Source organism: Segatella copri, assembly GCF_009495355.1.
In the GTDB taxonomy this organism is placed as follows: Bacteria; Bacteroidota; Bacteroidia; order Bacteroidales; family Bacteroidaceae; genus Prevotella.
Genome location: NZ_VZAD01000091.1, coordinates 15,980 through 35,347 on the forward strand (window position 1 = coordinate 15,980; position 19,368 = coordinate 35,347).

The window sequence follows — 19,368 nt, forward strand, 5'->3', positions numbered from 1 at the left end:
TTTGCAAAAATTTATGAACAACGTATTTGTATATTGCGAGGTAGAAGGCACAACCGTAGCCGAAGTATCTCAAGAATTGCTTACCAAGGGTCGTAAGCTCGCCAACCAGCAGGGCGTGGAGCTCCATGCCATTGTGGCTGGCACAGGCATCAAGGGAAAGGTGGAAGACCAGATCCTGCCCTATGGTGTAGATAAGTTATTTGTTTTCGATGCCGAGGGATTGTTCCCATACACCTCAGCTCCTCATACCGACATCCTCGTCAACCTCTTCAAGGAGGAGAATCCACAGATAGCCCTGATGGGTGCCACCGTTATCGGTCGCGACCTCGGTCCTCGTGTCTCTTCTTCTCTGACCAGCGGTTTGACAGCCGACTGTACCGAGCTCGAGATTGGCGAATATGACGACAAGAAGAGCGGCAAGCACTACGACGGTTTGCTCTATCAGATTCGTCCAGCCTTCGGTGGCAACATCGTGGCAACCATCGTCAACCCAGAGCATCGTCCACAGATGGCGACCGTACGCTCAGGTGTGATGCAGAAGAGCATCTACGAGGGTGAGTGCAAGAAGGAAGTTGTTTACCCAGAGGTAAGCAAGTATGTACCTGCCGAGGACTTCGTCGTAAAGGTACTCGACCACCATGTAGAGGCAGCCAAGCACAACCTGAAGGGTTCTGCCATCGTTGTAGCCGGCGGTTATGGTGTAGGAAGCAAGGAAGGTTTCGACCAGCTCTTCGAGTTGGCTCATCTCCTCCATGGCGAGGTAGGTGCTTCCCGTGCAGCTGTTGATGCAGGTTGGGTAGACCACGACCGTCAGATTGGTCAGACCGGTGTCACCGTTCATCCTAAGGTTTATATCGCCTGCGGCATCTCCGGTCAGATCCAGCACATCGCCGGTATGCAGGATTCCGGCATCATCATCTCCGTAAACAACGATCCTGATGCCCCCATCAACAAGATTGCCGACTACGTCATCAACGGCAATGTCGAAGACGTCGTCCCCAAGCTCATCAAGTACTACAAGCAGAATTCAAAGTAAGCTGCAAGTAGCACCATTTACACATTTATTTAAATAAGAAAAGCAAAATGGCTAATTACTATAGTAATCACCCTGAGATTGAATTTCATCTCAATCACCCCCTCATGAAGCGTGTTGTGGACTTGAAGGAACGCAATTACGTAGAGAAAGACCAGTTCGAAGATGCACCTGTCAACTACGAGGATGCCATTGAGAACTACAAGCGACTGCTGGATATTACCGGCGATGTGGCAGCCAACATCATCGAACCCAACTCTGAAGATGTCGACCTCGAAGGTCCACACTTGGAGAATGGCCGCATGATCTATGCCAGCAAGACATTCGAGAACCTCGATGCCACCCGCAAGGCAGGCCTCTGGGGCTTGTCCATGCCACGTCGTTACGGCGGCTTGAACCTGCCTAACGCCATTTTCTCTATGGCTTCAGAAATCATCGCAGCAGCCGATGCAGGTTTCCAGAACATCTGGTCACTCCAGAGCTGTATCGACACCCTCTATGAGTTCGGTTCTGAGGAACAGCGTCAGAAGTACATCCCTCGCATTTGCGCAGGCGAGACCATGAGTATGGACTTGACAGAGCCAGATGCAGGTTCCGACTTGCAGCGCGTGATGCTGAAGGCCACACAGGATGAGGACGGCACATGGCGTCTCAACGGTGTGAAGCGTTTCATTACCAATGGCGACTCCGACATCCACTTGGTACTGGCACGTTCTGAGGAAGGCACCAAGGACGGTCGTGGTCTTTCAATGTTCATCTACGACAAGCGTGATGGTGGCGTCACCGTTCGTCACATCGAGCACAAGCTCGGTATTCATGGTTCACCTACCTGCGAGTTGGTTTACAAGAATGCCAAGGCAGAACTTTGCGGCAACACCCGTCTCGGTCTGATCAAGTACGTGATGGCTTTGATGAACGGCGCCCGCTTAGGTATCGCCGCACAGAGTGTAGGTGTAGAGCAGGAAGCTTACAACGAGGGCTTGGCCTATGCCAAGGAGCGTGCTCAGTTTGGCGAGAAGATCATCAACTTCCCTGCCGTTTACGACATGCTGTCAAGAATGAAGGCCAAGTTGGATGCAGGCCGTTCACTCCTCTACTGCTGCGCCCGCTATGTCGACATCTACAAGGCATTGGAAGACATTGCCCGCGACAGCAAGCTCACTCCCGAGGAGCGTCAGGAGATGAAGAAGTACACCCGTCTTGCCGATGCCTTCACACCATTGGCCAAGGGTATGAACTCAGAGTATGCCAACCAGAACGCCTACGATGCCATCAGCATCCACGGAGGTTCCGGTTTCATCATGGAGTACAAGTGCCAGCGCCTGTTCCGTGATGCCCGCATCTTCTCCATCTACGAGGGTACCACCCAGTTGCAGGTAGTAGCAGCCATCCGTTACATCACCAACGGCACCTACCTCAACATCATCAAGGAGATGTTGGAGAGCGAGGTCAGTGACGAGCTGAAGGCATTGAAGGCCCGTGTAGCCAAGTTGGCAGACCTCTACGAGGCAGCCATCAACAAGGTGAAGGAGGCCAACGATCAGGCAGTTCACGACTTCCTGGCTCGCCGTCTCTACAACATGACTGGCGACATCGTGATGTCTCTCCTCATCCTCGACGACGCCACCAAGTCACCCGAGCTGTTTGCGAAGAGTGCCAACGTATATGTCCGCATGGCAGAGGAAGAAGTCCTCGGTCATTCCGCATACATCCAGAACTTCCAGGTCGAAGACTTGGACAACTTCAAGGCTTAATCCGCGCAATTCTCAAGGAGTTATCGAACCTCATCCCTTCCCTAACTTCTTCCAATCACCATAAAAAAAATCCGAGGCTCCTGCCCCGGATTTTTTTTATCCCCTTCCCATCCATCAAGTCCGTCCGAACGGAAAGGCAATTCGAGAAGCATTCCTGCTGTTCTGAATAAACGAGATTTACAGGAATAGGGCGGCTAAAGCCACCCTTTCTGCAGGGTATCAGCAGCCTCTCAGCAAGTAGCGAGCAAGCAGCCTTTCAGTAGCGAGCAAGCAATAAGTTCAGCAAGGCGGTCCCATCCCGCACAAAAAACCGCAGCTCCGCTGCTGGCGTAGACCTCTGATGGTCCGCCAACCATAGAATGAAATGGTTCAGAGCGACGAGGAGGAGCGGTTTCCTCTTCTTCCCTGAGGGGAGAAGACCGAGATGAGAGGTGGACCCTCCCTTAAGGGTAAGGGAGGACTGGTGGGTTTTCGAAAAAAAGCACCGAGTGCAGCCAGCTTTATCAAAAAAAGAAAAAATAATTTATAATGTTCACAACGAACATTATAAATTATTTTTTCTCCAGCACCAATGCCACACTCTAAACACCGGTTCACTCAGCGCCTCCGCAGGATAAAACCTCAACAACCTGAAATCCCGGCACAATCTATTAAGATTATGTCCCAAATCCATCCGCTTGTCATAATGCCCGAAGTTGCCACCATTCAAGATATCATCAAGAAGCATCCGTCCCCTCTTTGCATCCATCGGAGCAATCATCATCTCCTCCGGCAGCCCCATCACCTGATGCAGAACAAACATCACAGCCCCAGCAAACCGCCACAATCCAAGAAGCTTCAACTCCCTCTGCAAGAAACTTAACTTATCACAATCCACATTCCATTTTCTGACCACGAAGAAGTAATCCACCACCTGTCTCAATCCCACACCCTCATAGAAATAATGATGGTAGAGATGATAAAGCTGATAAACACAATTAAAGGAAGGCGTAGGAACAGCGACAGCACCATCGCCATGCACCAGTTCCACCATGTTGCCACACTGAGCATCGACATTCCTCTTCAGCCACTTCTGCAGCCTCCTGTTAAAAACAAAGTTAGCCATGAATCCAGGCGTAGAATGCAGTTCCACGGTCACACCATTGATGGTAAGACCAATATGGTTGAAACTCTCATCATCCACCTGTCCATTCGTATTTTTCACCAGCGAGTGAGCGAGAGCCCGAATCTCCTCACGCCCAGCATTCACCCATATATCCACATCGCCAGGCGTCCTTGCCGAAGGATTAGGATACATCACGGCATTCCCCTGCCCTTTCAAAATACAGCAAGAATACCCCTTATCCCTCACCTTATTGTATAGCGCCACAGTAGCCCTGTCCAGCACCTCATTACGTTGCTGAATTTTTCGGCTGAAGGCAAACCAGCTCATCAGCAATTGCAGATGTGGCGCAGTCTCCTTAGGCAGTTTCTGAACCCCCTCGAACACAACCCCTATCAGAGTCTGTTCCTTAGCAAACTCATAGAAAGCGCCCCAGTCGAATCCCTTCAGTTCCGTTCCATCAAGAAACTCTGTGCCCTCATAAAGTCCCAAACTAAATTGAATAAATCGAAAATATAAATCTGTCATACCTTTACATCTTTTCTGTTACAGAAGTTAAGTTATAGAAGTTATAGCTGTTAAAGAAGTCATAGAAGTTAAAGAAGTTATCACTCCCTCCGCTCGTTAGAAGTTAAAGCCAACAGCATCGTATCCCTGCGTTCCCATAAACAGCAATTCCTGCAAGTTGCGAGCAAGCAGCACGCCCTGAAGGCAAGAAGCCCGTACATAAACCACATGCGAAACTTCAGTATTTACTGTTAAACTTTGATAAAAAGAAGTCATAAGTCATACAACTCACATCAAAACGCCCTATATTTGCAATCAATATTAATTAAAACAGATAACGTTATGGCACAGACATCAATGACAGTCAGAATAGACTCACAACAGAAAGCTATGTTCGACAGCCTCTGTGAGCAGTTTGGCATGAGTGCAAATGCAGCAATCAATGTATTTGTCAAGGCGGTAATCCGCACACGAAGTATACCTTTTGCCATCAAAGCAAAGGAAAGCAAAGAAGACAAGGTTACAGACGAGGCAATAGAAGCTTTTGAAAACATGTGCAAGACGGCAAGAGAAAACAACATAGAAATGTCCCTTGATGAAATCAATGCAGAGATAAAAGAAGTCAGACGATTAAGAAAAGAACGCAATGGTGTACGCAGTTATTGATACCAACATTTTTGTGTCTGCTTTTATCACAAAGAATGCCACTGCCTCAACACGCCGAGTTATCAACAGCCTTTTTGCAGGAAAAATCAAGCCCTTATACAATGATGAAATCATAGAAGAATATTCCGAGGTGCTTCATCGTTCAAAATTTCATTTGGCAGACAAAGATATACAAAGGTTACTGTATTTTATCCAAATTAATGGCATTGACTCCTCACGTTTTCCTTACGATGGCGACATGCCTGATGAAGACGACCGAGTGTTCTATGAAGTTGCATTGAGCGAAGAAGACTCTTTCATTGTTACTGGTAACTTGAAGCATTTCCCCAAGACTCCAAAAGTTGTGACTGCATCACAAATGATGGAGATATTGGACTATGGAGAATAAGATGACAGTATTAGCAAATTACGCAATGCGCCATCCATCTTGTCTGCAGTCCCCTCAAACAGCAATTCCAGCAAGTAGCATGCATCGAGCAAGCATCCCTTCAGCATCGAGCAAGCAGCAAACATCCTGAATAGTGTGTCCATGCGGTTCATCCCGCACAAAAAACCGCAGCTCCGCTGCTGGCGTAGACCTCTGATGGTCCGCCAACCTTATAGCGTAGCGGTTCAGAGCGACGAGAAGGAGCGGTTTCCTCTTTTCCCCTGAGGGGAGAAGACCGAGATGAGAGGTGGAGCCTTCTTTAATGGTAAAGAAGGACGGGTTGATTTTAGAAAAAACTTAATGCTAAAGAAGGACGGGTGGATTTTCGAAAGCCTCCCTTAATGCTAAGGGACGACAGGCAGCTTTTCGAAGATCCCTCATTATAAACAAAAAAAACTAATATAATATATAATGTAAGCACACATACGTGCATACATTATATATTATATTAGCTTCTTCACAATATACATTGTATCAAACCACATTTGACCAATCGTTTCCAACACTCCGAATCTCAGGAGTTTCAGAAATCTCTTGCGACGCAGCACAGCCTTCAAGAGGAAAGCCTCCTCATTATCAAAAAGATAATGCCCGAAATTACCACCCTTGAACACTTCACCCAACAATACTTTACCAAGACTCTCGTCAGGAGAACACAGCATCCATTCAGCATCCATGAGGAACACCTCCTTCAGCACCCACATTAGAGCAGCCGCCGTATTCCTCATCCCCATTTTCCTGATAAGCGCCATAGCCTCTACCCTCTCATCCTTCGAAGAAGACATCAGCACATAGTAAAAGTCGTTCATCTGTCGCAGACCAATACCCCCACTAAAGAAATGACAATGGATATGAGCAAGTTGCATCAGCAAGTTAAACATCGCCGAAGGAATTCTGAATCCCCTGTCACACATGACCGAGTTTCTCACCTCACTCTGCAAGAACCTCTGCAACCGATGACGATGAGTGGGGAAGAAAAGACCCGAAGAAGGCAGGAAATGCACTTCGATATCAATACCACTCGCCCCAGGCAACAGATGCACATGATGATATGTAGCCTTCTCCGCCCTGTCGGCCAGTCCATGTCGGTCTATCCAGTCCACGACAAATTTCTTACCCCCATCCACAAAGATGTCGATATCACCAGGAATTCTGCATCCCCTTACAGGATAAAGCAGCTCATTGCCCTGTCCTTTCAATATCACGGTAAAGATACCATTCTCATCAAACAGCTGTGTCAGCCTTTTCGCCTCCTCATCAAACTTCACATTCTTTCGCTTGATAACCTGCGAGATACCCATCCATTTCAGTACCAAGGCAGTAGGCGGTTTAGTACCACCGAGGTTCACATTTCTGTTGACGCCCTCGAAAACCACTCCCAGCATCGACTGCCTTTCAGCCTCCTTATACAGTCCCTTCCAGGCCTCCATAGGAATCACCACAGCCTCATCCGAAATCCCCAGTCCCAACCTTATCAGTTGAAAGAAAATACTATAGTCCTTTTTCATGCGTTTCTATCTCCAAGTTCTCCAGTTTCTCCAACATTTTACGCTTGATTTCCTTAGAAGCCTTCCAGCGGCGTAAAGCCTCTTCCCTTGTCAACTTTGTTTTATCCATTATATTCGTTTTTACGTTTGGCAGAGTACTAACGTTTATGTGAAATCCTAAAGGCCATTATCTATAAATGAATCTAACTCCTTACATTGTTTATAATATGTATGAATCCCCTTTATAGAACTGATTTTTGACAACATGTATTTATTGCATAACACTTCAAGCGAAGAAGATGTTTGCGCCAAAGCCATCAGGTTACCCTGCAAAGTCTGTAGAGGTTGCTCTTTGATATCAATATCAGTTACAATAATATACGCAAGATGATCAGCATTACAAAATTTTGGGTTGGATGCATAATCATTACATATATCAATACTATCTTTCAACTTTTTGATAAAATCATAGCCTGACACCTGTTTTTCTATCTTTTTCTCTACATTTTTCTTTTGATACTGCAGAAAATCAACCCACCCCTTTATTTCTACGAACAATAGCTTTTCGTTCTTTTCAGACAATCCATCTACCGAAGCACAAGAAATCACCTGATGTTCCTTGCAGTAGGCGGTCTTTACATCATCAAAATTCACGAATCGTTTAGCAGGCTCCCAAGAACACCTGGGTGTCGTAGCACAAGGCTTATGCAGCTCACAAACAGAACAAAGAGAGAAATGCTTATCCTTCACCAAAAACGATATTAATTCACTGGCAGTTTTCATTTCATTCTTCCCCTTACTTCATCCACGTTCATGATTTTATTCAAAGGCTCAGCCAAAGTAAGAAAAACCTGGTTTAAGTCATTAGTAACCTCTTTCATAGTTACCATATCATCATTACCACACTCTGCCATGTAGTAGTTCACATACTTCTCAATGTTATACATAGCAGAATAATACCTCACGGCTTGCAGGAAATACGGACTATGGGTACTGATCATCACCGGAATACCGGAATTAACAATCTGTACGATAACCTTAGCAAACTCCACCTGCCACTGAGGATGCAGATGATTCTCAGGTTCATCCCATATCAAAGGACGATTATTGGAAATACAATAACCATCAAGCAGAAGCTGCAAGGCACCAAAACTTTTGATACCAGAAGCCACATTGATAGGCTTAATCTTCATACCATCTTTTTGATATACGATGCTACGTGAACTCTTATCATATGCAAACGTACCATGAATGATATCCGCTGTATGAAAATCCTTCGATTGAGGCTCAAACAAACTTAGCTGAGTATCAAAATTCTGGAAATTCAAGACCTTGTCAACAAAGTCTTTCACGTGGGCAGGAACCATAGGTTTATATCCCAAAGTCCTCTTCATTTCCCGATAAGCAACAGAAGATTTTAAGCTATCAAGAAGATGGAAGTACAGTGGCGACTCAACATAAGTGATATCCTCATAGAATCCTCTTTCTGAAAAGGAAACGTTTGTCACTTGATTATCCTTTGCCTTAAACGACAGCTTCCCCTCTTCTTCAGTATCAAGCATAACATTAGTAAGTTCTGACTTAGAAGAACAGAACTGCCCCATAAACTCAGATTCAACGAGATAAGCCAACTCCGTTTTCAATACAGCAGCAGGATTATTCACTTGATCAAAGCAAATCCGAATATTCACAATATCCTCCTTGAGCAAGGATTTTTGGCGAGGAGACAAATCAATATCTTCGATTTTAGCATTCAGATGATCAAGAAAAGCATTTCGTTCCGCTTCGTCCTGACATATTCTTTCCATATCCGATTTGACACGAGGCAACAGATCCATAGTACCATCTATGATTTTTTTTCCATAGAAGTGCTTATACAAAGAATCTATATGCTTAGAAGCTTTGTTGGCAGAACTTTCATTACTCAAGCTTCTCATATTAGAGACCGCCTTGATAATAGAAAAGAATGCTCTACCAATGGTACTTTTTCCCATATCATTCTCTCCCACAATCACAGTCAAGCCATTCAAGGCAATATCTGCTTCCTTGATTTTATTGATATTTTGTATCTCTAATCTCATTGGTCAATCTTATTTTTCTGCAAAACTAAACAAAAAACATTATATATACAAAGAATTGGAGCACTTTTTCATTTTAAAAACCTTTTCTACAACCTTATCAATTGTCATATGAGATTCAATTGCTTCATAATAACTATATTTTATGCTATCAATGGTTTTATTTAACCACGTATGTTCATCAGTGATTTTCGAACGTAGAACCTCTATCACCCTTTCTAAATTATCAGAAGAGGTTCCAACCATCCCTTTTATCCCGTCAATGATACTACTTGTCCAGAACGATGAATCCATCGTAAAAGAAATATCTAATAGTTTATCGAAAACGGGTAAAGAGTCTATTGTATAATTACAGAATCTAATTGCAGTAAACACATTACCAAAATAATATTTATTTTCTGTCATACACTTGAGTATCTCTTCCAAAGCCTCTTGATCACCTAATGATGCCTGACACTCCAAATATATCTTTTTGTCATATTTCAATAGTGTTTCCTTAAATAGAACTAGCGTGTCTTTTACCCATTGCATATCATCCTTTGAATAATACATCAATAGTTTGAGTATATATGCTTTATGTTTATCTGGAATATCTTGGAAGATAGCCATAATTTGTTCTTTCCCATCAGGCTCACTTTTAAGATACAACTCTATGGTACTCCCAGAATAACCTTCATCGTCATGCTTAATGAATTCGAATATATAAGAATACACTTCCAACAAGTGCGCATTTATTGCGTATTTAGCTAATTCTATGTAGTCATAAACATCTAAGCCTTCCGGATTCTTTATCAAAGAAACAATTCTATGCTCAACTCGTTCCTTACCTAACGCTTGAACAGCATAATCAATAAAAGGTCTATTGCTAAAAGCATGTTCCCATCTGCTATCTCTTACAGAAGCATATTTCAAACATATTTCTTGAACATCCTTATCTAAAGTGATTTCATAATCTAATGCTAACCCCAGATATCTCCGTCCTTTACGTTTATCTTTTATCTTCGGCAACACATGTTCAAGCATTACTTTCAAACACTCCTTTTGCTCACCCGTAAACTGTTTTATGCCTTGATTTGCCAATTGATCCAATACAAATAATTCATAAAGGCATTGATCTTCTATATTATATTTGATTTTCTGCAAGTCATATTCCTGCGTTTCATAATTATAGAATAAGCTCAAGAACAAACCGACATAACTGTCCCACTTGTTTTCTTCGCATTCCTTTACTTTTGCATACAGTTCCTTTCTAGCTTTCGGCGCATACTGATTTACAATATATAAAACCGTCTCTTTAAATTGTTCATAATCCAAAAGCAATGCCATGCTTTTTTCTTCACGCAACTTCATCTCATTAGGATGGTAAAACCTTCTTTTGGGAAATTTCTTATGAACCAAGTCATAATGCAGAAGATTCCACGCATCATCATAATTATTAGTAAGCCAAGTTGCAATACCAAAATCATTTATCGAATCAGGTTGCAGCACATCTATACATTTCTCCAAATCTGTTTCATCACCAAATAAAGACAGTTTTATTTTTAGAATTTGCAGAAGCCTTATTTCTTGTTGAGTATCTTCAACACCTCTAATTTCATTTATGAGACTAATGAAGTCAGGCTTTAATACATTTTCTATACAAAATTTACAGAATGCTTTATAAATTTCAACAATAGTATCTCGCAAAGAAATATAATCATGATCCTTAGCAATTTTGATCCATGAATCTATAACTACTTGACAGAAGACATCATCATCCACATACTTTTTACTATTGTAAAGCATTTTTTGGATAGGAACTATCAAGTCTGCTTGATTATGATCAGCCTTTTCTTCATTAAAGAGTATCGGTAAGAACTTCCATAATCTCTTTAACTCATTTTTACCATAAACTTTTCCCAAACATTTATAGAAATCATGATGGTGAACGACATGAGTTGTACCCTTTAGACTATAGGTCTGCATACATTTCTCTTGCGCAATAATATACTCCACATATTTATCAGCTTGATTCAAGTTAGCAATCAGCTGAAATGCTGTTTGTATGATATGATGATCTTTCGACTTTACATCAAGTATGATAAGCCTATCAATGTCTTCATCAGTATTCAAATAACTACTATAGAAGGGTACATACAAAGAATAGGTTTCTTGCTCATCATTATTCCCCAGTTCTATTATCTTATCGAAGACTACATTCTTGAATTCTGACAACAACACGCCAACAGAAGGACTGGAAAAATCCATCATAGAAACACATGTTGTCAACAATGCCAAATATGGGGTTATCTGATGAACATTTCTATACTCTTCTAACAGGAATTCAGCATTATTTCTTGTATTGCACAAACATGCTATAAACTTGGCAATTCTGTAAAAATCATCAGGATATATTTGCTCTTTTCTATATTCTCCTAAAATTCCCTTCAAGACACTCTGCTTAACCACCATACTAATACTGGTAGAATCAATATTCTGTAAAACCTTCACATCATTTTTTAACAACCAGTCTATCATCTGATCTTTCTTATCATGTTCATCCATATATGAGATAGCAAGGACCAATACATTATACCAGTTCTTCTTTATGATTGGAATTTCACCATTTGCATAGCATACAATCTTTAATATATACTCAAAGGATTGTTCCTTTAAAAATTTTGCTACAAAATGCTCTTTAAACCCATTATGAATGAAAGAATAAACGTCCTTAAAAGAATCTTTTTTAAATATAGTATATAGAGTTAGATCTGATATTTTTTCTTTGGAAAACTTTAAATATTTATAAAATTCTTGCCCTGACAATACTTGTTTTTCTGAAAATTGCATGGTAAGCGCAATCACTGTAAACAAACTTTCAGCCCCATATTCTAAGCCATTAATGGTATCCCCTTCTTTTTCTTTCACTTTCAAACTTTTGGTAAATACATAATCAAGTATTTCCTTTTGTGTTTGAGGAATCTGATGTTTTTCGCCAAAATAATCAACAACAGAAGACAGATAGAATGGCACATCAAGAAGTTCTGAAATGTTTTGGTGCTGTTCGATATATTTAATAAACCCCGTTGTACCATTACCTATTCTACTCCTTATGTAAGATACTATTTCATCATAAGATAATGGTAACATCTCAAGTTGGGTAAAATCACTCAACATCCTACCATTGTTATAGTTTGATCGGCATGTAACTACAACCTTTATTTTTGAGTACTTTTTTAAGCAATCCCTTAGTTCATCTATCAAGGAATTCCTATCTGTATCATTAAGTTCATCTATTCCATCAAGAAGAATATATTGATTTTCTTCTAATCTACATGGCAAAATATGAAAGAATATACCATGACGGTATTGACTATAAGATGATGCCTCGATAAATTGCACCCCTTTATCAATATCTTTAGAGAAAATGTTATATAGCCTATGAAGTTCTGTTGTTTTACCATTTTGAGCTGTACTAAAGATAACAAACTTACGCAAGTCATGCTCCTTAACCTCTTCTATAATTATTTTATCTAAAGAATATTCATTCGATTCTGGAGCGAACAATACATCAAAGGCCTCCGAACGATCTGATTTCAGAGCAAACTTACGAGGCAAATAATGCTCAGGTAAAAGATAATCGCAAATGTTTTCAGAATCATTTAGGAGCCTACAGACCATTTCATAGGAAAGATTACCATTAAATAATAATTCCAGATGTTTCTCTATAAGTGTGATTCTATCCAAATGTGAAGCGAATTGAGCAAAAAGCCAATTTCCATCCAGTATATCATGGTCTTTATCAAAGATTATAGGATCTGAGAGATTCTTAATTTTGCCACTTTTATGGTGCTTGGCTGTTGTTGCTAATATAAAGAACTGCAGATGATATCCTTTGAGGTTAGAAGTATCTTTTACCTTTTCAATGGTTTCTGCAATCTTATTTATACTATCGTTAGAAGAAACCTGAATGATAATTTTATTTTTAGTGTCAATCAGATCGAACCCCACTTGATTAGGTACATTATTCAATATATTAGCATTCTGCAAATGATAATCAAAGCAGTCATTCAGCACATACATAAACACATTTTCTGCCAAGACATTTAAGTCATGGAAGTTAGACAATTTATTCAAAGATATTTGAGTAAAAATTTCCGTAATAAGACATTTAATCTTATCCAAGTTTTCAAACATACTCATTTTTAGGTTATTTATAGCAGACTCTATAGAGTGCTGGCAGGTGGAAAGTTTCTTCAAATGGGTCAAACTATGACTGCATATCAAGTCATTCTACGGAACGAGCCATAATTCTGTTTTTTCGCAAATTTGGTTTACCATATTGCGACTATCTGCTGCTTGCCATAGCTAAGAAAGTATATAACCCCGCAAACGTCCTCCGAATGACTCCGATGATGGACAGTTGACCATATGGGGTATTTTCTTTGGACTGTAGAGATTATTCATCTAAATACTATCCTCGCTAATGATTCTAATTTTGAGAACTTATATAAACAACTTGCAAGCAAAGCGATATTCAGTAATGTGAGAAAATTCATAATACACAATGGAGTGATATATCTTAAGAGTAGAATCACAACAAGTGTGCCCATACAAAGTCCAATAGTAACAAACGTCAACCTTTTAAATTCATCCTCTTTTTTACACCATCTTTCATACTCAAAAGGTACATGCTGAATGGGTTCGTATACATTTGTATAAAACGTTCCAGAAACATCACTTATCAAACCAAGTGAAAAATTTGTCTCATCATATTTGTGCGGAAACACTTCATTGAGATATTCACGATCAAGTTTGCCAAACAATTCAGCCTTATAAGAATCATAAGAACAATATTCAATCATATAGTTCCTTTTCCTATCCCAATAGTACCATACATTATTAATATCCTCACAAATTTCCTGCAATTGTTTTGCCGAGAATTTTGACACAGGATAATCCTGTCCGGACATAATGCATGGATAAGCAAAATGACCAAGCCTATCCATTAAGTCATTAAAAAGAAAAACATATTCAGCATCATCTTTCTTTGTTCCCTTATTAATGGAGAAATAAATCTTAGCAGAAGACAAAAACTTAAAATAGTTACTCAACCTATGCATAAAAGGTTGCATGACAAAATGATACCTTTCGATTACATTAGCTCCAACATGCTGATTTTCCAGAAATAATATAATAAAGCCACCAGTAAGCAACGCAACAATTATTGTGATAATAATAGAAACCTGTTCTTCCATAGCGCTATAATAAGAGGATAAAGCTTTATCCAAAATAAAATACACAATCTTCATCAACTACATTCATTAAATCTCAGCATAAAGATATCCAACTGCATCACATCAGTGAATTCAAAGATTCTCTCGTTTCCACATGCTGGCAGTAATATTGTTTTTGCTTCTTCTCGTAAATAGCTATAGCCTTTTGCTTGAAACGCAATTGGTAAGACCTCAATATAAAAGATCTGATTGCCCATCCAAAAACTGTATAATCCAGACTGCATCATCCCATCAATTACATTTTCGTTCATCGGAAGTTCAAGTCGCTGTTCTTCACCAGGGCACAATATTATATTATTGAAAACATAAAATACATGCGGATTACCGATATTATAGCGAGCAAATTGGCGTACCATTTCAAACATTGGATGATTACCATTTCCTGTTACTTTATGGTATTTTTGCAGGAACACTTCATAGAGAGATCTTTTGAATTGTCTGGTTATTACTGCAGAATTAAAATTACTTTTAATCTTAACTGTTCGTTTGGAATGATAATAATTAAAGAATACAGATCTAAATTTCTTATGAGTATTCTCATCCAAATTATGACCAAATATCCAAAAAGCATTGAAAATCTCCTTAAACGCCAGGTCGCATGAAGGAACGCCACGAGTTGCAGTACCAAAATAATGGTTACAATCATCACAAACGTCAAATCCTATATCATCGCTACCCAGATTATGTGGAACGATATGAGGAGCAGCCCTAAAACTGACATCTGGCTCTGTTTTCCCACACCAAATACAGTGACCTGTTTTTACGTATCTCATGTTAATTAGCTTTCATCAGAATCAATATAAATTATGTACTATACCCTTCTTCACTACTGTACAATTAAACTGGGCAATTCTATCTTCGAAATAGTTGATTAGAAGCCTTTTATGCTATATATTAGTTTTGAATCTTGATTCATAACTAACGCACAATAAATTTAACCTTCCAAGGACCTTTTGTTGCAGGTTCCTTCCAATTTTCCTTTGCAACCATCGAATCATGAACAGCTTTACGAACAGCCTTAGCAAATTCACCTTTAGCCAATGGCTTTGGAGCATTAATACCTAACATCATAATATAGTCTTATATAGTTCAAATATCTGCTGCAAAAATACGCTTTTTAATTGAGACCACCAATTTAATAGCAAAAAATCTGCAAGTTATCAGCAAATTACGCAATGCGCCATCCACTTTGTCTGCAGTCCCATCAGCAGCAATCCCAGCAATGCGGTCCCATCAGCAGCAAACCCAGCAAGTTGCGAGCAACCAGCATCGTATCCCTGCGTTCCCATAAGCAGCAATTCCTGCAAGTTGCGAGCAATCAGCAAACTCAGCAAAGCGGGTTCATCCCCGCACAAAAAACCGCAGCTCTGCTGCTGGCGTAGACCTCTGATGGTCCGCCATCCATAGAATGAAATGGTTTAGAGCGACGAGGAGAAGCGGTTTCCTCTTCTTCCCTGAGGGGAGAAGACCGAGATGAGAGGTGGAGCCTTCCTTAACGGTAAGGAAGGACGGGTAGGTTTTCGAAAGAACTCTTAAGGTTCAAGGGAGGGCTGGTGGATTTTCGAAAAAGTTAATTCATACTAAATATTCACTTAAAAGTGAACAATCTATTTATAAAAACATTATATTTGCATTGCATAATAAAGAATTACAGCTATGCCACAAGCAACATTATTAAGCATTATGATACAGAACAAATTATTCCGTGATTGCCTCGCAGCGATACCTGCCGAGCAAAAGGCAGAGTTCGATTTGTCTTTCGGAATTGCCGAGCGTATCAGTGAGATTCTGAAAGCCAAGGGGCTCACCCAAAAGGATTTTGCCCGATTGCTCAACAAGCGAGAATCCGAAATCTCCAAATGGCTCACAGGCAGACATAACTTTACAACTCAAACCATAGCTCGCATAGAAACGGCTTTGGGAAGCAAACTTATTAGCATAGCCCATTGATTGGGCTATGCCTATGAATAATATCGTGCCAACCAATTGTTTATATCATCTTTATTTTGGATAGATAGTAATTCTTCCACTTCCTTTTCTGTAAATATAGGAATTCCAAAATTCTTGATATTGGACCCATTCAATGAATAATAGCCAGAGGAATATGGCTTGCTATTCGCTACGATATAGTTCCAAAAGATATTTGATTCAAAAATCTTCTGTAATATCCTCATCTTTCTTTCATCTTCACCCACAAAAGCCATACCATTGTAAAGCAACAAATTCGGAGCATTAACAAGAGCACAGTGCAAAGGCTTATTTGCGATTTTAGGGAAAAACAATTTAATTGAGGGCATAACTAAAGATTGAGTTCTCCCATAAGCATACCATACAGGATAGTCCTTCCCCTTACCTTTGTCACGTCTGGCTAATTCATCTCTTTGAGATTCTAAATATTTATATGTCATAGGATACTTATGCGTCATGACATTTTCATCTATCAAAAACGCTTTTCCATCACATAATTGATAAGGGAAAATCACTTTATGCTTGATTTTATCCAAGCTAATATCAGAATTTAACTTGTTTGAATTTACGATATCCTTACATATATCTTTTTCTACCTGATATATATGGGTTTCCTTTTCCAAATAATAGAACTTATCATTTTCATCTATAGGTGTGAAAATGTAAGTCTTATTACTCAATGTTGCTATACCATGCCGAGATTGGCAAAACTTTGCCAAGGGAATGCCTACACTCTCCAATTTAGAGGCGACTTTATGTTCATTCAAATTCCACCCCTTTTCTGCATCAAGTATAGAATAAGGAATATCCGTATAACCGAAGCATTTGCTTAGTTCTGCATTCTCGTCACAATAGTAATGTAACATCTCACTCTTTTCTTTTTTCAAGAAAAACAAGCAAGTGTAAGTACTTTTGCCCGAAAAAACTTGATGTCCACGAAAATCAACAATACTGATATTATAGCTACCTTCCATAAAATACTTTCTGAGTTCACGGGCATTCAAACTTTTGAGAAAAGTATTCATCGTGATGTAACCCAACATGCCATTTTCCTTTATCATCTCAATAGCTATCTGAAAAAAAGGAATGTACAAATCCGTGGAACCAGCATTGCAGACTTCATACATTTTCGTTTTTTCCTTGGTTTCATCCTCCATATTTCTTCCACAAACATAAGGAGGATTACCAACAATTACATCAAAGTCATCAAACGCAGTATTCCATCCTTCCGAATGAAAATCTAAGGTGTCTGCATTCAGTAAGTTAAACTCAAATTCAGAACATTCTCCCTCAGATATTGCCAACAGATTCAACAAGATTTTGCATCTTTCAATGGAATAGGATTGTATATCTATTCCAAATATATTTTCTTGGTAAACAAGAAGATAGCTTTTTCCTGTTTTCTTATGTATGTATTTTGCTACATCCATCAGGAATCCACCACATCCACAAGCAATGTCTGCAACCCGGATAGAAGATAAATTTTGCTGCTTACTTAAACAATTTTCTAGGATCTTTTTTCGAATTTTACTTGGTGTGTAGATTGCACCAGTAACAATTCTATCAAATGGAGATATAACAAACTCAAAAAGTTTTATCATATCTTCCAAGTCTAATTTACTTACGCTCTGCTTTTCTAAAAAATCCAGAACTTGCCTCAGCACCTTATAATCTTCATCACCATTATTTATAATATATCTGCTAACAAAACTATTGTAGGTTGAAACATTATTATATGTAATATAGAGTGTCACAAATATCCGATTAATCAATAATGGATCTTGTGTAAGATTTCGTTTCAAAAACGGGAATATACGTTTTAACATAATTCTATTTCACATTTTCTCAACAACAAAAGAACTATAATTCAGACCGAAGATACCTTAAATACTTATAAAATTCCTTATTAACATTTAAGAGTAGTCCTTTTTCATCTATTGTTGCTATGTTCTGATCAACTTTTCTTTCTAATATTTTTATTTTTTCTTCCAATCTATCAAGATTCCAACAAATTGCATATCGTGTCAAGCCAAGATTCATGTGCTCAACCATATATTGACCTTGTGGCGTCTTTGCCTTTATAAATCCCAAGTCATCACGTTCAAAATGTAAATTGAAATCCACATCACATGGATCCAAATAATTAGGATTATCATCATCCCATTTTGCTCTATTTACATAAGAGCAACAATATACCAAGTTACTATATTCGTTTTTCAACTCTGGATATTTACTTTCCGGCTTAAAGTGATCTATTTGAAAGCAACGTTTACCACCAAACCAATAATCAGAACAATCTGTATAACCACATCTATGATTAAAATCTTCTGCAAGAAAAGTCTTATATGCATTATAATTAGCTCTTTTCTTTGTACATGTACGTTTTGGGGCTATATGTCGAAAGGGCTGTGTCATACTAACTCAATTTATTTATTAAGCAATCCACTTTATCTATCAACGTATTCAATTTTTCAAGATTAGACATATGCTTTAACTCAGAGGGAACTGCATCTTCCTTTCCATAAGTTTTCTCTAAGAAAGTATCCAATTCAACTATTCGTTCTTCATCTTGAACTGTAGCATTACCTTTTTCCCTTTTTTCTATTAGAATTGACAACTCTTTACGTGCATTATCAATTCTCATACGATATTTATCAATTTGACTTTTAACTCTTTGTGCAAATGAAACTTTTTCTCCATCGGCCGAAGAGAATCGCAAAACCTTTTTAACATATATCAAGTTTACATCATCCGAATCTACGACGGCTTCACCATCGTACGATGTGATAACAAAACAAGGAAAATCGGCCAATTGATTATGTATAGCATTCAATAGTTCAACGCCATTATAACCTACGTTGTAACTTATATCTACTTTTTTATCATTTAGCTGATAATCTACGATAACCGCATCTGGATGTGTTTTTTCTAGCAACTCCAACATTTCCTCAATTGTTCGAGCAGGAAACACACATTCACATTCGGCTTCGGGCCAATTCTCCTCAAAATGTTCTTTGAAATCATCATGCTGAATAGACTCTTCGTCAATAAACAAAACTTTATAGCTCAT

At 39.3% G+C, this 19,368-nt stretch carries 17 protein-coding genes; 5 read left to right on the forward strand and 12 right to left on the reverse strand.

What is annotated here, in order from left to right; genetic code table 11:
• Positions 1-13 precede the first annotated feature (13 nt).
• The gene (locus F7D20_RS11750; RefSeq protein ID WP_158464201.1) at positions 14-1,036 is read left to right on the forward strand and encodes an electron transfer flavoprotein subunit alpha/FixB family protein; all 1,023 of its coding nucleotides are present in this window, start codon (positions 14-16) and stop codon (positions 1,034-1,036) included.
• 47 nt (positions 1,037-1,083) lie between these two features.
• Complete coding sequence (locus tag F7D20_RS11755; RefSeq protein ID WP_158464202.1) at positions 1,084-2,787, forward strand: acyl-CoA dehydrogenase family protein; 1,704 nt, start codon at positions 1,084-1,086, stop codon at positions 2,785-2,787.
• A 544-nt stretch (positions 2,788-3,331) separates the two neighbouring features.
• On the opposite strand, the gene F7D20_RS11760 is transcribed toward F7D20_RS11755, so the two are convergent.
• A complete protein-coding gene (locus F7D20_RS11760; RefSeq protein WP_158464203.1) occupies positions 3,332-4,417 on the reverse strand; it encodes a nucleotidyltransferase family protein in 1,086 nt (361 codons plus the stop codon).
• 321 nt (positions 4,418-4,738) lie between these two features.
• Between F7D20_RS11760 and F7D20_RS11765 the strand changes: the two genes are divergently transcribed.
• Positions 4,739-5,062, forward strand: coding sequence for a type II toxin-antitoxin system RelB/DinJ family antitoxin (locus F7D20_RS11765; RefSeq protein WP_022251782.1), 324 nt, complete (start codon positions 4,739-4,741; stop codon positions 5,060-5,062).
• Positions 5,043-5,450, forward strand: a complete 408-nt coding sequence (locus F7D20_RS11770) for a putative toxin-antitoxin system toxin component, PIN family (RefSeq protein WP_158464204.1) — start codon at positions 5,043-5,045, stop codon at positions 5,448-5,450. The genes F7D20_RS11765 and F7D20_RS11770 overlap by 20 nt, the downstream gene beginning before the upstream one ends.
• Before the next feature lie 482 nt (positions 5,451-5,932).
• Here F7D20_RS11770 and F7D20_RS11780 read toward each other — a convergent pair whose 3' ends face one another.
• The 8 genes from F7D20_RS11780 to F7D20_RS11810 all read right to left on the reverse strand — a co-directional run bounded on the left by F7D20_RS11780 (position 5,933) and on the right by F7D20_RS11810 (position 15,401).
• Positions 5,933-6,997, reverse strand: coding sequence for a nucleotidyltransferase family protein (locus tag F7D20_RS11780; RefSeq protein WP_158464206.1), 1,065 nt, complete (start codon positions 6,995-6,997; stop codon positions 5,933-5,935).
• Positions 6,981-7,106 (reverse strand): hypothetical protein, encoded by a 126-nt coding sequence (locus tag F7D20_RS13160; RefSeq protein WP_262884596.1) that lies wholly within the window; start codon positions 7,104-7,106, stop codon positions 6,981-6,983. Before F7D20_RS13160 ends, F7D20_RS11780 begins: the two co-directional genes overlap by 17 nt.
• Positions 7,107-7,153: 47 nt before the next feature.
• Positions 7,154-7,759 carry a hypothetical protein gene (locus F7D20_RS11785; RefSeq protein ID WP_158464207.1) on the reverse strand — a complete coding sequence of 202 codons (606 nt, stop codon included), beginning with the start codon at positions 7,757-7,759 and terminating at the stop codon, positions 7,154-7,156.
• A complete protein-coding gene (locus F7D20_RS11790; protein WP_158464208.1) occupies positions 7,756-9,057 on the reverse strand; it encodes an AAA family ATPase in 1,302 nt (433 codons plus the stop codon). The genes F7D20_RS11785 and F7D20_RS11790 overlap by 4 nt, the downstream gene beginning before the upstream one ends.
• A gap of 39 nt (positions 9,058-9,096) precedes the next feature.
• On the reverse strand, positions 9,097-13,236 hold the full coding sequence (locus F7D20_RS11795; protein WP_158464209.1) for an SMEK domain-containing protein: 4,140 nt from the start codon (positions 13,234-13,236) through the stop codon (positions 9,097-9,099).
• 260 nt (positions 13,237-13,496) lie between these two features.
• Positions 13,497-14,345 (reverse strand): hypothetical protein, encoded by an 849-nt coding sequence (locus tag F7D20_RS11800; RefSeq protein ID WP_158464210.1) that lies wholly within the window; start codon positions 14,343-14,345, stop codon positions 13,497-13,499.
• Positions 14,345-15,103 (reverse strand): hypothetical protein, encoded by a 759-nt coding sequence (locus tag F7D20_RS11805; RefSeq protein ID WP_158464211.1) that lies wholly within the window; start codon positions 15,101-15,103, stop codon positions 14,345-14,347. Before F7D20_RS11805 ends, F7D20_RS11800 begins: the two co-directional genes overlap by 1 nt.
• 145 nt (positions 15,104-15,248) lie before the next feature.
• Positions 15,249-15,401 (reverse strand): hypothetical protein, encoded by a 153-nt coding sequence (locus tag F7D20_RS11810; RefSeq protein ID WP_158464212.1) that lies wholly within the window; start codon positions 15,399-15,401, stop codon positions 15,249-15,251.
• Positions 15,402-16,013: 612 nt separating this feature from the next.
• Here F7D20_RS11810 and F7D20_RS11815 point away from each other — a divergent pair.
• Positions 16,014-16,280, forward strand: coding sequence for a helix-turn-helix domain-containing protein (locus F7D20_RS11815; protein WP_158464213.1), 267 nt, complete (start codon positions 16,014-16,016; stop codon positions 16,278-16,280).
• Between the two features lie 11 nt (positions 16,281-16,291).
• On the opposite strand, the gene F7D20_RS11820 is transcribed toward F7D20_RS11815, so the two are convergent.
• Genes F7D20_RS11820 through F7D20_RS11830 form a run of 3 tightly spaced genes read right to left on the reverse strand, consistent with a single transcriptional unit; the run spans position 16,292 to position 19,368 of the window.
• Positions 16,292-18,124 (reverse strand): HsdM family class I SAM-dependent methyltransferase, encoded by a 1,833-nt coding sequence (locus F7D20_RS11820; protein ID WP_158464214.1) that lies wholly within the window; start codon positions 18,122-18,124, stop codon positions 16,292-16,294.
• 34 nt (positions 18,125-18,158) lie between these two features.
• Entirely contained in the window at positions 18,159-18,713 is a 555-nt protein-coding gene (locus F7D20_RS11825) for an HNH endonuclease domain-containing protein (RefSeq protein ID WP_158464215.1), read from the reverse strand.
• A 1-nt stretch (position 18,714) separates the two neighbouring features.
• The gene (locus tag F7D20_RS11830; RefSeq protein WP_158464216.1) at positions 18,715-19,368 is read right to left on the reverse strand and encodes a response regulator; all 654 of its coding nucleotides are present in this window, start codon (positions 19,366-19,368) and stop codon (positions 18,715-18,717) included.

What these genes read in the sequence shown, in the direction of transcription:
- F7D20_RS11750 (WP_158464201.1), top strand. Translation starts at nt 14, where the DNA reads ATGAACAACGTATTTGTATATTGCGAGGTAGAAGGCACAACCGTAGCC.
- F7D20_RS11755 (WP_158464202.1), top strand. Translation starts at nt 1,084, where the DNA reads ATGGCTAATTACTATAGTAATCACCCTGAGATTGAATTTCATCTCAAT.
- F7D20_RS11760 (WP_158464203.1), bottom strand. Translation starts at nt 4,417, where the DNA reads ATGACAGATTTATATTTTCGATTTATTCAATTTAGTTTGGGACTTTAT.
- F7D20_RS11765 (WP_022251782.1), top strand. Translation starts at nt 4,739, where the DNA reads ATGGCACAGACATCAATGACAGTCAGAATAGACTCACAACAGAAAGCT.
- F7D20_RS11770 (WP_158464204.1), top strand. Translation starts at nt 5,043, where the DNA reads ATGGTGTACGCAGTTATTGATACCAACATTTTTGTGTCTGCTTTTATC.
- F7D20_RS11780 (WP_158464206.1), bottom strand. Translation starts at nt 6,997, where the DNA reads ATGAAAAAGGACTATAGTATTTTCTTTCAACTGATAAGGTTGGGACTG.
- F7D20_RS13160 (WP_262884596.1), bottom strand. Translation starts at nt 7,106, where the DNA reads ATGGATAAAACAAAGTTGACAAGGGAAGAGGCTTTACGCCGCTGGAAG.
- F7D20_RS11785 (WP_158464207.1), bottom strand. Translation starts at nt 7,759, where the DNA reads ATGAAAACTGCCAGTGAATTAATATCGTTTTTGGTGAAGGATAAGCAT.
- F7D20_RS11790 (WP_158464208.1), bottom strand. Translation starts at nt 9,057, where the DNA reads ATGAGATTAGAGATACAAAATATCAATAAAATCAAGGAAGCAGATATT.
- F7D20_RS11795 (WP_158464209.1), bottom strand. Translation starts at nt 13,236, where the DNA reads ATGAGTATGTTTGAAAACTTGGATAAGATTAAATGTCTTATTACGGAA.
- F7D20_RS11800 (WP_158464210.1), bottom strand. Translation starts at nt 14,345, where the DNA reads ATGAAGATTGTGTATTTTATTTTGGATAAAGCTTTATCCTCTTATTAT.
- F7D20_RS11805 (WP_158464211.1), bottom strand. Translation starts at nt 15,103, where the DNA reads ATGAGATACGTAAAAACAGGTCACTGTATTTGGTGTGGGAAAACAGAG.
- F7D20_RS11810 (WP_158464212.1), bottom strand. Translation starts at nt 15,401, where the DNA reads ATGATGTTAGGTATTAATGCTCCAAAGCCATTGGCTAAAGGTGAATTT.
- F7D20_RS11815 (WP_158464213.1), top strand. Translation starts at nt 16,014, where the DNA reads ATGATACAGAACAAATTATTCCGTGATTGCCTCGCAGCGATACCTGCC.
- F7D20_RS11820 (WP_158464214.1), bottom strand. Translation starts at nt 18,124, where the DNA reads ATGTTAAAACGTATATTCCCGTTTTTGAAACGAAATCTTACACAAGAT.
- F7D20_RS11825 (WP_158464215.1), bottom strand. Translation starts at nt 18,713, where the DNA reads ATGACACAGCCCTTTCGACATATAGCCCCAAAACGTACATGTACAAAG.
- F7D20_RS11830 (WP_158464216.1), bottom strand. Translation starts at nt 19,368, where the DNA reads ATGAGCTATAAAGTTTTGTTTATTGACGAAGAGTCTATTCAGCATGAT.